The organism is Aeromonas sp. TW 6, assembly GCF_013168745.1.
In the GTDB taxonomy this organism is placed as follows: Bacteria; Pseudomonadota; Gammaproteobacteria; order Enterobacterales; family Aeromonadaceae; genus Aeromonas; species Aeromonas caviae.
The window spans coordinates 120,426-133,000 of the sequence record NZ_JABERS010000006.1 but is presented as its reverse complement, the minus strand read 5'-3'; the positions used below and the strand labels follow the sequence as shown (position 1 = coordinate 133,000).

Here is a 12,575-nt window from a genome sequence, read left to right as displayed (position 1 = left end):
ACCCTGCCTGTACAAAAACCAGACTACCCCATCAAGATGAAGGCAATATGATCAGGCGCAAGATCAGGAGGGATTTGCACGAAAAATGACACCGTTTTCAATCAGGGCTGGCGCGGCACGGCGAGATGATCGAAGGCGGTGGATCCGGCATGGGACGGCAAGGCGGCAGCGGGTTGTTCCATCACCTGGCCATGGAAGACGGGATCCTGCGCCACCTCCTTGACGCCGTTGATGCAGAACTGCATACCCATGCACACCAGCAGGAAACCCATGATGCGTGTCATGGCGTCGATGCCGGTGGCACCCAGGATCTTGCACACGGGATCTGCCAGCTTGAGCACACCCCAGCTGATCAGGCTCATCAGGGCGAAGGCGGTGACCATGGCGGCATAGATGACGACGCGATCGGCCTCGGCCGGCAGCTCGGCGATCTGGGCCGCGCCGCTGATCACCAGCGCCATGGTGCCGGGTCCGCACATGCTGGGCATGGTGAGGGGCACGAAGGCGATATTCTGGTTGGCCTCGACCCCGGCAGACTGGTTCGGCGAGGGGAAGAGCATGCGAAAGCCGATGAAGGCGATAATGAGGCCACCGGCCAGGCGCAGGCCGGGAATGGAGATCCCGAACAGATCCAGGATGGAGGATCCGATGAAGAAGCTGACGCACAGGGTGGCGAACAGATAGAGGGCGGCCATGTTGATCTGGCGGCGGATGTGCTCGCGGGACATGCCCTTGCTCAGTCCCAGCAGCAGGGTGGCCGTGGTGGGCGGGTTGACCATGGGCAGCAGGGCCAGCAAGGCGAGAAAGACGACTTGGAAGAACATAGTGGACCTCGGGCAGGTGGACGGATTGGGGTGAGCTGGCAGGTCCGCAGCGGACCGCCACCCGGTCGATGATATCCGCAAAGAACAAGCCCCGACAGTGCGGGGCTTGCTTGGGAAGGATCAGGCGGCCTGCGGGGTGGCCTGGCGTTGGCCGCGCTGGCGCAGCCAGAGCCAGATGCCGAGCACGAAACCGAGGGCGGCCAGGCTGACCACATAGTGGGAGGGGGCCAGCACGTCCTCCTTCATCCAGAGGGTGACCAGCATGGGGGTGAGGCCGCCGAAGATGGCGTAGGCCACGTTGTAGGAGAACGACAGCCCGGAGAAGCGCACCACCGGCGGGAAGGCATTGACCATGACGTAGGGCACGGCGCCGACGATCCCCACCGCAAAGCCCGCCAGCATGTAGAGGGGCACCAGCTGATCCGTGCCGGCTGCCAGGCTGTGGTAGAAGGAGTAAGTGGCGCCGGCCAGCAGCAGGGAGCCCAGGATGAAGGTAGGGCCGCTGCCGATGGCATCGATCAGGCGACCATAGACGATGCAGCCCAGGGTGAGGGCGACGATGGCCAGGGAGTTGGCGGTCAGGGCATCGGCCGGGCTGATGCCGTGGACCTTCTGCAGATAGGTCGGGGTCATCAGGATCACCACCACGATGCCGGCGGAGAGCAGCCAGGTCAGCAGCATGGAGACGACGACGCTGCCCTTGTGTTCACGCAGTACCGTCTTGAGGGGCAGCTCCTCGGCCAGGGACTTGTTGGCCTGCATCTCGGCGAAGACCGGAGTCTCGTGCAGCCAGCGGCGCAGGTACATGGCGACGATGCCGAACACGCCGCCGAGCACGAAGGCCAGACGCCAGCCCCAGTCGCTCACATCCCCCGGGCTCATGCCACGGTTGATGGCGGTCGCCACCAGGGAGCCGAGCAGGATGCCGGCGGTCAGCCCCGCGGTGAGGGTGCCGCAGGCGACACCGACCCGGCGGGCGGGCACGTGTTCGGCCACGAAGACCCAGGCACCGGGGACTTCCCCGCCGATGGCGGCCCCTTGCAGGATCCGCAGCAGCAGCAACAGCAGGGGGGCGGCGATGCCGAGCACGGCGTAGGTGGGCAACAGGCCGATCAGCAGGGTCGGCAAGGCCATCAGGATGATGCTGAGGGTGAACATCCGCTTGCGGCCGATGAGATCGCCAAAGTGGGCCATGATGATGCCCCCCAGGGGGCGGGCCAGGTAGCCGGCGGCGAAGATGCCGAAGGTCTGGAACTGGCGCAGCCACTCGGGAATGTCGGCCGGGAAGAACAGCTCGCCGATGACCACGGCGAAGAAGACGAAGATGATGAAGTCGTAGAATTCGAGGGCGCCGCCCAGCGCCGCCAGGCTCAGGGTCTTGTAATCCTGTCGATTGAGGGGGCGACCGTGGTCGTGCGATGTGCTGACTTTACTCATATCCTTATGTTTCCCATCGTTTTTTTAGTTATTCTCCCCGGTGTGCTGCGGGGATACGCTCACCCACGAGGGTATGCTTTTGTGTCCCGCAATGTAAATCGCACAATTCGCAACACTGTCTTGCAGCACGGTGCGGCAAGTAGCTGGAGAGATCATGACGAAGAAAAAGGTACTGCTCTCCTGGAGCAGCGGAAAAGACAGCGCCTGGGCCTTGCATCGCCTGCGCCAGGATCCGGCCATCGAGGTGGTGGGGCTGTTCACCAGCCTCAACCAGGCGTTCGAGCGGGTGGCCATGCACGGGGTGCGCAAGCAGTTGCTGCTGGCACAGGCTGAGTGTGTGGGCTTGCCGCTGACCACCATCGACCTGCCCTGGCCCTGCAGTAACGAGGAGTATGGGCGCATCATGACGGGCTTCATCGCCGATGTGCAGGCCAAGGACATTTACCACATGGCGTTCGGGGATCTCTTTCTTGAGGATGTGCGCGCCTATCGGGAGCGGCAACTGGCGGGGACCGGCATCACGCCGCTCTTCCCGCTCTGGGGCAGCGACACGACCGAGCTGGCGCAGGCGATGATCGACGCCGGGCTCAAGGCCAGGGTCTGCACCCTGGATCCGGGCAAGCTGGACGCCGGGTTAGGTGGTCATGAATTCGGCTCGGCCTTCCTGGCTGCCCTGCCCGCCGGGGTGGATCCCTGCGGCGAGAACGGGGAGTTCCACACCCTGGCCTGGGACGGCCCCATGTTCCTGCATCCCTTGCCCATCCGGGTGGGGGAAACGGTGCTGCGGGACGGCTTCGTCTTCACCGATCTGCTGCCCGCCACCGCCTAGTCGCGATTGGACTCCCGCTCGCCCTTGTCGTCGTTGTAACGCAGGGCGATCTCGTGGAACTGCTGGTGGATGCGGGCAAAGGCGTCCGTGATGTCGGGGTCGAAGTGATTGCCTCGTCCCGCCAGTATGATCGGCACCACCTCCTGGTGGGACATGGCAGCCTTGTAGCAGCGCTTGCTGATGAGGGCGTCGTACACGTCGGCCAGCGCCATCAAGCGGGCCGAGAGCGGGATCTCGTCACCGTGCAGGCCATAGGGATAGCCGGTGCCGTCCCACTTCTCGTGGTGGTAGCAGGCGATCTCCTTGGCCAGTCGCAGAAATTCCACCTCTACCCCCAGCGCCTCCTCGGCATGGACGATGGCCTCCTTGCCGAGAATGGAGTGGTGCTTCATCTGGGCAAACTCGTCCGCATCCAGCTTGCCAGGCTTGAGCAGGATCCGGTCTGGCACGCCGACCTTGCCGATGTTGTGCAGCGGGGCCGATTTGAACAGCAGATCGATGGTCTTGGGGGTCAGTTCTGCACGAAAGCGGGCATGCTCGCAGAGGGTCTCCGCCAGCAGCCGCACATAGTGCTGGGTGCGCAGGATATGGTTGCCGGTCTCGTTGTCGCGGGTTTCGGCAAGAGAGGCGAGGGAGTGGATGGTGATGTTCTGGATCAGTTCGTTCTCCCGGGTGCGCCGCTCCACCTCCTGCTCCAGAAAGGCGTTCTGGTCGTGCAGCAGATCCCGCGCCGCTTTCAGCTCCAGGTGGTTTCTGACCCGGGCCAGCACGATGGCGGGGGTGATCGGCTTGTGGATGTAGTCGACGGCCCCCAGCGCCAGGCCGTGCGCCTCCGCACTCTCCTCCACCTTGGCGGTCAGGAAGATCACCGGGATCTCCCGCACCTGCGGCATCTCCTGTAGCGCCTGCATCACCTGATAGCCGTCCATCTGGGGCATCACCACGTCGAGCAGGATCAGATCCACCCGGGTGCTGGCCGAGAGGATCTCCAGCGCCCGCTGGCCGCTGATGGCGACCTTGACCCGGTAGTGGGGGCTGAGCAGGGCGCTGAGCAGGGAGAGGTTCTCCGGTGTGTCATCGACCACCAGCAGGGTGGGTTTGGTATCGGGATCCAGCAAGTTGAGCATGATGGCGCCTCACTCTTGGTTGAACAGATCGGGTCTGAGGGCCCGGACTTGTTGCAGATATGCCAGGGCATCGGCGAAGCGAAAACGGGTCATGGCATCGTGCATGGCCGGTGCTGCCTCGCCCAGCAGGGGAGCGAGCCTGGCCTGATTGCGCTGGAACAGGATGAAGGCTTCCGCATCGTCTTCCAGCAGCAGCCCGGTCAGCTGGTGCAGCAGGGGGGCCAGCTCGGCGGGGGTAGCCTCCGGCAAGCCGGGGGGGGCAGGGGCCGGCAGGAGTGTCAGCAGGCTGGCGGCCAGTTGCTGCTGCTGTTGCAGCCCCAGCTCGGCCAGCGGCAGCAGGCTGGTGGCATCGTCTCCCCGGGCGAGGGCGCTCTCCAGCCGGGCCGAGACATCCTGCAGCGACCCGGCCCCCAGCGTTGCGGCTATGCCCTTGAGGGTATGGGCCTGTCGATGCGCTTCTTCCCGGTCATTCGCCTGCAGGGCGGCCAGCAGGGTTTCCATCGGCTGACTCCCCTGGCGGGCGAAACGTTGCAGCAGATCCCGATACCACTCCCAGTTATGCATCAATCGTTGCAGGGCTGGCTCGGCGTTGAGCCCGATCGCCTGCAGCTGTGGCAGCAAGGCGGTGGCGGGTGATGCGTGTGAGGCAGTGAGCGTGCTGTTGACCTCGCGGCTGAAGGAGGTTGCCCAGCGCTGCAGGGCCGCATACAGCCTGTCGGGGTCGATGGGCTTGGCAATGTGATCGTCCATCCCGGCAGCGAGGCAGCGTTCGCGGTCACCGGCCATGACGTTGGCCGTCATCGCCAGGATCGGGGTGTGTTGCCCGATGCCTTCCCGCTCGCGCAACAGCCGGGTGGCGGCCAGGCCATCCATCACCGGCATCTGCATGTCCATCAGGATCAGGTCGTAGTGGGTCTGGGCCACCATCTCCAGCGCGATGGCACCATTGCCGGCGATGCTGACATCGGCACCGACCGCCCGCAGCAGCTCCAGCGCGACTTGCTGATTGAGCTCGTTGTCTTCCGCCAGCAGGATCCTGAGTCCGTCGAAGCGGTAGCGATGGGTCACCTGCGGTGGTTTGAAGGTGAGTGAACTGGTTTGCTGGCCAAACAGGCCGATGACGGTATCGAACAGCACGGAGGCGCATACGGGCTTGACCAGCACCCGATCAAAGCCGGCGGCATCGGCCTGGCGAAAGACCTCTTCCCGTCCGTAGCCGGTCACCATGACCCGATAGGGACGCGGGCCCATGCCGCGGGCGATGAGGCGGCGACCGGTCTCGATGCCATCCAGCCCCGGCATGTGCCAGTCCAGCAATACCACTTCGTAAGGCTGTCCCTCCTGCTCGGCGCCGGCGATCATCTGTAGTGCTTGCTGGCCCGACTCGGCGGTGTCCACCACAAAGCTCATGCTGCGCAGCAGGGCGGCCATGATGGTGCGGGCGCTGGCACTGTCGTCGGCCACCAGCATGCGGCGCCCGCGCAGATCCAGGCTCGGCAGATAGCGGGATCTGCGCCTGCCCCTACCGAGTCGGGCGGTAAACCAGAAGGTGCTGCCCTGGCCTGGTTCGCTCTGTACCCCCACCTCGCCACCCATCAGCTCGGCCAGTTTGCGGGAGATGGCGAGGCCGAGGCCGGTGCCGCCGTACTTGCGGGTGGTGGAGCTGTCCGCCTGCTGGAAGGACTGGAACAGCCGCTGCTGCTGCTCCTGGCTCATGCCGATCCCGGTGTCCTGTACCGAGCAGTGCAGCAACACCTCCTGGGGTTGTTTCTCCAGGCAGCTGACCTTGACCAGGATCTCCCCCTGCTCGGTGAACTTGACCGCGTTGTTGGCATAGTTGATCAGGATCTGGCCGAGGCGAAGGGGATCGCCATAGAGCAGGGTGTCGAGCTGGTGGTCGACCTCGAACAGCAACTCTATGCCCTTGGCTTCCGCCTTTTCGCCCACCAGGGTGGTCAGATTCTCCAGTACATGGTCGAGATCGAATTCGATCCGCTCCAGATCCAGCTTGCCGGCCTCGATCTTGGAGAAGTCGAGGATGTCGTTGATGATGCCGAGCAGATGCTGGGCCGAACGCTGGATCTTGCTGACATAGTCGAACTGCTGCGGATCGAGCCGGGTCTGCAGGGCGAGATGGGACATGCCGAGGATGGCGTTCATGGGAGTACGGATCTCGTGGCTCATGTTGGCGAGAAAATCGCTCTTGGCCCGGGTTGCGCCCTCCGCCAGCTCATAGGCCACTTCCAGCTCCTGGTTCTTGGCCTGCATCACCGCAAACAGCTCGTCCCGGGTCGGTTCTGCGAACTGCTGCTGCATCTGTTGCAGCAGCAGTTCATCGGGCCAGCGGGGCAGGCGGTAGACCAGGGCGATGGCGTTGTCCGCGTGCGCGACCAATCGGATGCCACATGAATGGCGGCCGTCCGGCTCGGGGGGGATGGGGGCGTCAGCCGAGAGCGAGAGCCACAACTCCTGTGTGCTAGTCTCCAGCCACAACTGCAGTTGCAGCGGCTCCGTGTTCGCCACCAGCTGGCGTACCAGCTCGGAAGTGGCGCCCGCCAGCGGTGCCACGAAGGTGGGAGTTCCGTCGAGGCAGGTGAGTACCTGGATCACCTTGCGCCGGGCGGTGAGTGCCGCCGCCGGGCCTGACAGCAGGGTTTCCCCGATCAGTTGCCGCATCTAGTCCTCCTTTCCTGCCAGCACACGCAGCACGATGCAGCTGGCATCGTCGGTGCTGCGGCCACTGTGGGCGATCACCTGGCGTGCCAGCTGGGCGGGCTCGGCGGCCAGATCCAGCGCACCGTCGCGCAGGTTGAGGGATTCGCTGATACCGTCCGAATAGAGCATCACCACGTCCCCCGCGACGAGTGGCTGGCGCTGCAGCAAGGGGGTGGGGAAACGCTCTCCCAGCACCCCGTCGCGGGAGATGCCGCGCCAGGGTTCGTGGCCGCGCAGGCAGATGCGGGTATTGCCGATGCCGGCATAGCTCAGCTCACCCCGTTCGCCGTTGACCAGGGCCACGCCGGCGGCGGCGCCCCGGGTACCGATGCAGTGCTGGTGCAGCAGTTGCAACAGGCGGGCCGGTTCCTGCTCGTGGGTTTGCTGCAGCGCAGCCTCCAGCACCTGTACCAGCTTGTTGGCCGAGGCACCGTGGCCGCTCACGTCGATCAGGATCAGCGATACCCCCTCCGGCCCCGGTCGGATGAAGGCCAGATCACCGGAGACCCGTTCCGGATAGCAGGGGCGGTTCTCGCTGGCCCATGTCAGCTGCAGGCCGGCGTGCAGCTGGCCTGTGCAGGCGAGGGGAGCGATTGGCCTGGATACCAGGGGCGCCGCGCCCAGCCACTTGCGGGCCTGCACCAGAGTTCCCCCTTCCAGCGGGGTACTGATAGTGAGTTCAGACATCATGCGGCGCACGCCGGGCAGGCCTAGCCCCAGGGTGCCCGAGGTGCTGTAGTGATCCTGCATGGCCTGATGCACGTCCCCAATGCCGGGTCCCTGATCGCGGGCGATGATGTCGATGCAGGGACGCCCGCTGGGATGGTGGAGGGTGAGGGTGATCTCCCCCCGCTCGGCGTATTTCAGGATGTTGCTGCCAAGCTCGGAGACCACGGTGGAGAGCATGGCACGGTCCACCTCGGACAGGTTGGCGATGAAGGGGAGGCGGCGTACCGCCATCACCGTCAGGTGCAGGTCGATGTCGTGGCGCAGCGGGTAGCTGGCTTCTTGAAGGCTCTGTTCCAACTGCATGATGCGCTAGTCCTCATCCTTGAGCGTCCTGCGAACATGGGCGAAGGCATCGTCCATGTCGAGAAAGCAGCGCAGCGGCCCGGGCTCGGCATCGGCCAGCGCCAGGAAGGCGGCGATCCCTGCATTCAGCCCCACCAGCAGGCAGACGGCACCGAGCAGGCGGCACACCTCGGCCAGTTTGCGTACCTGCCTGAATTCGTGGTGATCGAGCAGCATGACCCCGGAGAAGTCGAGCAGTACCGCGTGCTGGCGGCCCAGCATCAGCCGCTGGGAGAGGGCCTGCATCAGTTGCTGCATGCCCTCGTCACCGAGGTCGGGGCGCATGCTGACCACGATGCAGTCGGCCACGTCGGCGATGCCCAGATCATTGTTGAGCAGCATGCATCTCTCCTAGAGGCCTAGAGGGTGGATCCGACCCGCTTGAGGGCGATCTCGAAGGCACCCCGCAGGGTCGCCGTGGTGCGGATGTCGCCGACAGAGACCCCCAGCTCCACCATGGTGCGGGCGATGGCGGGCGAGACGCCGGAGATGATGGCCTCGCACCCCATGAACTGGGTCGCCTTGGTGATCTTGATCAGCTGGTTGGCGACGCCGGTATCCACGGTGGCGACTCCGGCGATGTCCAGTACGAAGACCCGGGCCCGGGTCTCGGCAATCTTGGTGAGCGATTTGTTCATCACGTCGGCGGTACGCATGGAATCGATGATCCCCACCAGCGGCAGCAGCAGGATCCCGTCACAGATGGGGGTGACCGGGGTCGACATCTCCTGCAGCGACTTGTGCAGCTCCTCGCGCACCCTGGCGGCCTCTTCCGCCTCCTCCATGGCGCGCTTGAGCTGGTGATGCTGTTCTACTTGGGCTGTGATGTCGGTGGCAAACTTGACGATCTTGCTGGGCTTGCCGGTGAGATCCAGCACCGGGTTGTAGGAGCCCTGGATCCAGATCTCTTCACCCTGTTTGCCGATTCGGCAGAACTCTCCCGCCAGGAATTCACCGCGGCGCAGGGTTTCCCAGAAGGTGCGATAGTCGGCCGACTGGGCGTAGTCGGGATCGATCAGCAGCCTGTGGTGCTGGCCCTTCAGCTCTTCCAGCTGATAGCCCACTGTCTCCAGGAAGCGGGCATTGGCATCGAGGATGATGCCATCCAGTGAAAACTCCACCTTGCCCATGACCCGGCTCAGGGCGTTGAGCTGCCCCTCGAAGTTGGCGTTCAGTTGTTTCTGTTCGGTCAGGTCCATGGTGTATTCGATGACCTGAACCAGCGCGCCCTGTTCGTCCAGCAGGGGGCTGCAACTGCCTCGCAGCCATATGTCCCGCCCCTGCCGATCCCGGCGGCGAAACTCTCCCTCCTGTGCCTGCCCCGTTCGCAGCGCCTGCCAACGGGCGGCTTCGTCGGCGGATTCTTCTGCCTCCGAGGGGAACAGCATGCTGTAGTGCTGACCCTTGAGCTCGGCCAGCTGGTATCCCATGATGGCGAGAAAGCGGGGGTTGGCATCCAGAATCAATCCGTCTGGCGCGATCTCGAGCCGGGCCATCAGCTGGTCGACGGCCTCCAGTCTGGCCTGGGATGAAGCGGGAGTGACAGTATTCGAATGGGCAGCTGCGGTGTGCACGTCCATGGCATCTCCGGTAAATGGTGCAATGGTGCAATTGATTTGAATGCCATTAGAAGGCGTACAGCAGTTATAGCCCACCGGGGCGAGAGCGGGGGACAAGAAGTGCCGAAAGAGCCTGCTGGTAGGGGGGGCTTGGGCCTGGAGAGTTCGTCATGAACACCTTATATCGGGATTAATGTCATTATCGCCCCGCTTTGCCCTGGTTGTCGCCAGCCTGACCCTGCCCGCCGTGGCAGTCGAAATCCCGACCAGCCCCGCCGGTGTCATTGCGGTGAGCCTGGCCCAGCAGGCCCCTTTCACTGGGTGTCGGTGACGCAGATTGCCAGGAGCCTGGATGGGCTGCTGCCGATGGCGGTGGGTTTCGACATCGACGACACCCTGCTCTTCTCCAGCCCGGGGTGCTATCGCGGCAAGCAGGCGTTCTCCCCCAATGGTGAGAGCTACCTGAAGAATCCGGCCTTCTGGGAGAAGATGAGCAACGGCTGGGACGCGTTCAGCGTGCCGAAAGAGGTGGGAAAGGCGCTCATCGCCATGCACTTCCCGCGCGGCGATCACATCTACTTCGTCACCGGCCGTTCGGCCAACTCCACCTACTTACCCCTGCCGCTGGCTGGCGCATGGGAGGAGGAGGTGATCGTCAACTCCCTGTACTGAGGTTCCCATGCATGGCAAAAGGGCCGGATCCTGTCAGGTTCCGGCCCTTCTTTTGGGCGTCTAGCGGGCGGCGAAGGTGTCGCAACTGGCGGGCTTGCCGCTGTCAAAACCGCGTTTGAACCAGGCGAGGCGCTGGGCCGAGGTGCCGTGGGTGAAGCTGTCGGGAACGACCCGGCCTTGACCTTGCTGCTGCAACCTGTCGTCGCCGATGGCCTGGGCGGCATTGAGCGCCTCTTCCAGATCGCCACGCTCCAGCACCTGCTCTTTTTCCATATAGTGGCCCCAGACCCCGGCGAAGCAGTCCGCCTGGAGTTCGAGCTTGACCGACAACCGGTTCTGGGCGACCTGGCTCAGCCCCTGTTGCTGCTGGCGCACCTTGGTGGAGATACCGAGCAGGTTCTGCACGTGGTGGCCCACCTCGTGGGCGATCACATAGCCCTGGGCGAAGTCGCCGTCGGCCCCCAGCTTGTCGCGCATGTCCTGATAGAAGGAGAGATCGATGTAGACGGTGCTGTCGGCCGGACAGTAGAAGGGCCCCATCACCGACTGCCCCTGGCCGCAGCCGGTGCGGGTCGCACCGCGATAGAGCACCAGTCTGGGGGCCTGATAGTGGTTGCCGCTTTGCTGGAACATCTCGCCCCAGGCGTCCTCCGTGGAGGCGAGCATCACCGAGGTGAAGCGGGCGAGGGGATCGTTTGCAGCCTGGGACGAGTTCTGACGCTGGGGCTGGCTCTGCGGGGCCGGATCCTGCAGCAGGGGGCCGAGGTCCACGCCGTAGTACCCCGCCACCATGACCACCACCAGCAGGATCAGGCGCCCCTTACCACCGATGGGCAGGCCGCTGCCCCCGCCTTGCTGGCGTCGGTCTTCCACATTGTTGCTCTCACGGCGATCTTGCCAGCGCATATCCCCATACTCCCGTCATTGGTGGTGGCAGTAATGATAATGGCTGGCGCCGGGGCTTGCCTAATCGGCCCGGGTCATTCGGCCCAGGGCATCTCGGGCAGGCTGTCGAGAAACTCGCCGTAACGGACGAGGTTGAAGGGGCCCTGTTCGGCTTCCATGGCCATGAGTTCGGCGCCCAGGGCGCAGGCGATGTATTGCAGCGCTTCTTCCCGCGGGGTGCCCTTCATCACCAGGCGCATCAGGGTCGCTTTCACCTGGAGGGGATGGCCGTCGGCGAGCTGGTTCTCCACCATCTCCAGCAGTGTCTCTTCATCAAAAAATTCGGGGGTATCGGTCATGGCCGTTCTCCTGCCTGTTCCATGGGGTGGGCAGTATAGCGGGGACGCGGCTCCCGGGGCGAAAATATCGTCCGGGTCTTGCCAAGGAAGCGGGGCGGGAGCAGTCTTGGACACTCTCTCTGCCGAACGAGCCCATGTCATGATCCTCTCCGAGCGCCTGGAACTGCGCGAACTGACCGTTGTCGATGCCCCCTTCATTCTCGAACTGCTCAACGATGGCGATTTTCACCGCTACATCGGCGATCGCGGGGTGCGTACCCTGGCGGATGCCGAAAACTATATCCAGCAGGGGCCTGCTGTCAGTTATGCCCGCCACGGTCACGGACTCTATCTGGTGGTGCGGCGGGAAGACGGGGCCAGGCTCGGCATCTGCGGTCTGATCAAGCGCGATACCCTGCCCTGTGAAGACATCGGCTATGCTTTCCTGCCCGCCTGGCGTGGTCAGGGCTATGCCATCGAAGCCGCGCGGGCGGCCATGGCAGATGGCCGCGAACGGCTCGGCATCGAGCGGGTGGTCGCCATCGTCACTCCGGGCAATGAGCGCTCGGTCCGGTTACTCGCCAAGCTGGGGCTGAGTCAGGGCAAACGGGTCAGGTTGGGGGCCGGCGAGGAGGAGTGCCTGCTGCTGGAGGCGCCGGACAAGGAGACTTGCGGGGTCTAGCCACCGCTCTGGGAGCGGGGCCATGCAGACTATGACGTCAGGCAAGGAGGCCGCCGTGAGTTGCGGCCTGTCTGCATCGGGCGCTGCCTGGGTAGGCAAAGTCAGTTGAGCTCTTCGATGGAGAACTCGCCGGCGATACCATCACAGGAGATGGCGAAGCCGCCGCTGAAGCGGGTGCTGAACTGGATCAGGAACGCATCGTCGTCGTGCTCTTGCACGGGCAGGTTGATGGGTTTGCTGCGACGCAGGGGTTTGCGTATCTGTACGTGTTTCATCATGGTATTTCTCTATATAAATTAAGTGTTTGCTCCTTGTATTGGCAAATGTCAGGTCAATGGGCGCGGTCAGCACGATGGCGGACGAGCGCGCAGGAATACCCAGCCCGGTTCAGGGGCGTCTGCACTTTCAAGGAAGGCGCCAAGGACCATGCGGATGC

Annotated in this window: 14 protein-coding genes; 4 read left to right on the top strand and 10 right to left on the bottom strand. The window is 64.2% G+C overall.

What is annotated here, in order from left to right:
• Positions 1-101: 101 nt before the first annotated feature.
• Together HKD46_RS04875 and HKD46_RS04870 are read right to left on the bottom strand one after the other, a co-directional pair.
• Complete coding sequence (locus tag HKD46_RS04875; protein WP_171864982.1) at positions 102-824, bottom strand: MarC family NAAT transporter; 723 nt, start codon at positions 822-824, stop codon at positions 102-104.
• Positions 825-944: 120 nt separating this feature from the next.
• On the bottom strand, positions 945-2,261 hold the full coding sequence (locus HKD46_RS04870) for an MFS transporter (RefSeq protein ID WP_171864981.1): 1,317 nt from the start codon (positions 2,259-2,261) through the stop codon (positions 945-947).
• A gap of 154 nt (positions 2,262-2,415) precedes the next feature.
• Between HKD46_RS04870 and HKD46_RS04865 the strand changes: the two genes are divergently transcribed.
• Complete coding sequence (locus HKD46_RS04865; RefSeq protein ID WP_171864980.1) at positions 2,416-3,090, top strand: adenine nucleotide alpha hydrolase; 675 nt, start codon at positions 2,416-2,418, stop codon at positions 3,088-3,090.
• Here HKD46_RS04865 and HKD46_RS04860 read toward each other — a convergent pair.
• From HKD46_RS04860 to HKD46_RS04840, 5 genes are read right to left on the bottom strand one after another with little or no spacing between them, the layout of a single operon-like run.
• Positions 3,087-4,217, bottom strand: a complete 1,131-nt coding sequence (locus HKD46_RS04860; RefSeq protein WP_171864979.1) for an HD-GYP domain-containing protein — start codon at positions 4,215-4,217, stop codon at positions 3,087-3,089. The two genes, HKD46_RS04865 and HKD46_RS04860, sit on opposite strands and share 4 nt — an antisense overlap.
• A 9-nt stretch (positions 4,218-4,226) precedes the next feature.
• Entirely contained in the window at positions 4,227-6,893 is a 2,667-nt protein-coding gene (locus HKD46_RS04855) for a response regulator (RefSeq protein ID WP_171864978.1), read from the bottom strand.
• Positions 6,894-7,964, bottom strand: coding sequence for an ATP-binding SpoIIE family protein phosphatase (locus HKD46_RS04850; RefSeq protein WP_171864977.1), 1,071 nt, complete (start codon positions 7,962-7,964; stop codon positions 6,894-6,896).
• Between the two features lie 6 nt (positions 7,965-7,970).
• Positions 7,971-8,345 carry an anti-anti-sigma factor gene (locus tag HKD46_RS04845; RefSeq protein WP_171864976.1) on the bottom strand — a complete coding sequence of 125 codons (375 nt, stop codon included), beginning with the start codon at positions 8,343-8,345 and terminating at the stop codon, positions 7,971-7,973.
• A 17-nt stretch (positions 8,346-8,362) separates the two neighbouring features.
• Positions 8,363-9,583 (bottom strand): PAS domain S-box protein, encoded by a 1,221-nt coding sequence (locus HKD46_RS04840; protein ID WP_171864975.1) that lies wholly within the window; start codon positions 9,581-9,583, stop codon positions 8,363-8,365.
• 172 nt (positions 9,584-9,755) lie between these two features.
• On the opposite strand from HKD46_RS04840, the gene HKD46_RS21295 reads away from it, so the two are divergent.
• Both HKD46_RS21295 and HKD46_RS21290 read left to right on the top strand, forming a co-directional pair.
• Entirely contained in the window at positions 9,756-9,893 is a 138-nt protein-coding gene (locus tag HKD46_RS21295; protein WP_235673799.1) for a hypothetical protein, read from the top strand.
• Positions 9,890-10,234 carry an HAD family acid phosphatase gene (locus HKD46_RS21290; RefSeq protein ID WP_311697492.1) on the top strand — a complete coding sequence of 115 codons (345 nt, stop codon included), beginning with the start codon at positions 9,890-9,892 and terminating at the stop codon, positions 10,232-10,234. The genes HKD46_RS21295 and HKD46_RS21290 overlap by 4 nt, the downstream gene beginning before the upstream one ends.
• Before the next feature lie 60 nt (positions 10,235-10,294).
• Here the strand turns inward: HKD46_RS21290 and HKD46_RS04830 are convergent, their stop codons facing one another.
• Positions 10,295-11,140 (bottom strand): neutral zinc metallopeptidase, encoded by an 846-nt coding sequence (locus HKD46_RS04830; protein ID WP_171864974.1) that lies wholly within the window; start codon positions 11,138-11,140, stop codon positions 10,295-10,297.
• A 74-nt stretch (positions 11,141-11,214) separates the two neighbouring features.
• Positions 11,215-11,478, bottom strand: a complete 264-nt coding sequence (locus HKD46_RS04825) for a hypothetical protein (RefSeq protein ID WP_039040440.1) — start codon at positions 11,476-11,478, stop codon at positions 11,215-11,217.
• A 139-nt stretch (positions 11,479-11,617) separates the two neighbouring features.
• Between HKD46_RS04825 and HKD46_RS04820 the strand changes: the two genes are divergently transcribed.
• Positions 11,618-12,139 (top strand): GNAT family N-acetyltransferase, encoded by a 522-nt coding sequence (locus tag HKD46_RS04820; RefSeq protein ID WP_049637292.1) that lies wholly within the window; start codon positions 11,618-11,620, stop codon positions 12,137-12,139.
• Between the two features lie 101 nt (positions 12,140-12,240).
• Here HKD46_RS04820 and HKD46_RS04815 read toward each other — a convergent pair whose 3' ends face one another.
• Positions 12,241-12,417, bottom strand: coding sequence for a hypothetical protein (locus HKD46_RS04815; protein ID WP_010672653.1), 177 nt, complete (start codon positions 12,415-12,417; stop codon positions 12,241-12,243).
• Between the last annotated feature and the right edge of the window lie 158 nt (positions 12,418-12,575).

What these genes read in the sequence shown, in the direction of transcription:
- HKD46_RS04875 (WP_171864982.1), bottom strand. Translation starts at nt 824, where the DNA reads ATGTTCTTCCAAGTCGTCTTTCTCGCCTTGCTGGCCCTGCTGCCCATG.
- HKD46_RS04870 (WP_171864981.1), bottom strand. Translation starts at nt 2,261, where the DNA reads ATGAGTAAAGTCAGCACATCGCACGACCACGGTCGCCCCCTCAATCGA.
- HKD46_RS04865 (WP_171864980.1), top strand. Translation starts at nt 2,416, where the DNA reads ATGACGAAGAAAAAGGTACTGCTCTCCTGGAGCAGCGGAAAAGACAGC.
- HKD46_RS04860 (WP_171864979.1), bottom strand. Translation starts at nt 4,217, where the DNA reads ATGCTCAACTTGCTGGATCCCGATACCAAACCCACCCTGCTGGTGGTC.
- HKD46_RS04855 (WP_171864978.1), bottom strand. Translation starts at nt 6,893, where the DNA reads ATGCGGCAACTGATCGGGGAAACCCTGCTGTCAGGCCCGGCGGCGGCA.
- HKD46_RS04850 (WP_171864977.1), bottom strand. Translation starts at nt 7,964, where the DNA reads ATGCAGTTGGAACAGAGCCTTCAAGAAGCCAGCTACCCGCTGCGCCAC.
- HKD46_RS04845 (WP_171864976.1), bottom strand. Translation starts at nt 8,345, where the DNA reads ATGCTGCTCAACAATGATCTGGGCATCGCCGACGTGGCCGACTGCATC.
- HKD46_RS04840 (WP_171864975.1), bottom strand. Translation starts at nt 9,583, where the DNA reads ATGGACGTGCACACCGCAGCTGCCCATTCGAATACTGTCACTCCCGCT.
- HKD46_RS21295 (WP_235673799.1), top strand. Translation starts at nt 9,756, where the DNA reads ATGTCATTATCGCCCCGCTTTGCCCTGGTTGTCGCCAGCCTGACCCTG.
- HKD46_RS04830 (WP_171864974.1), bottom strand. Translation starts at nt 11,140, where the DNA reads ATGCGCTGGCAAGATCGCCGTGAGAGCAACAATGTGGAAGACCGACGC.
- HKD46_RS04825 (WP_039040440.1), bottom strand. Translation starts at nt 11,478, where the DNA reads ATGACCGATACCCCCGAATTTTTTGATGAAGAGACACTGCTGGAGATG.
- HKD46_RS04820 (WP_049637292.1), top strand. Translation starts at nt 11,618, where the DNA reads ATGATCCTCTCCGAGCGCCTGGAACTGCGCGAACTGACCGTTGTCGAT.
- HKD46_RS04815 (WP_010672653.1), bottom strand. Translation starts at nt 12,417, where the DNA reads ATGATGAAACACGTACAGATACGCAAACCCCTGCGTCGCAGCAAACCC.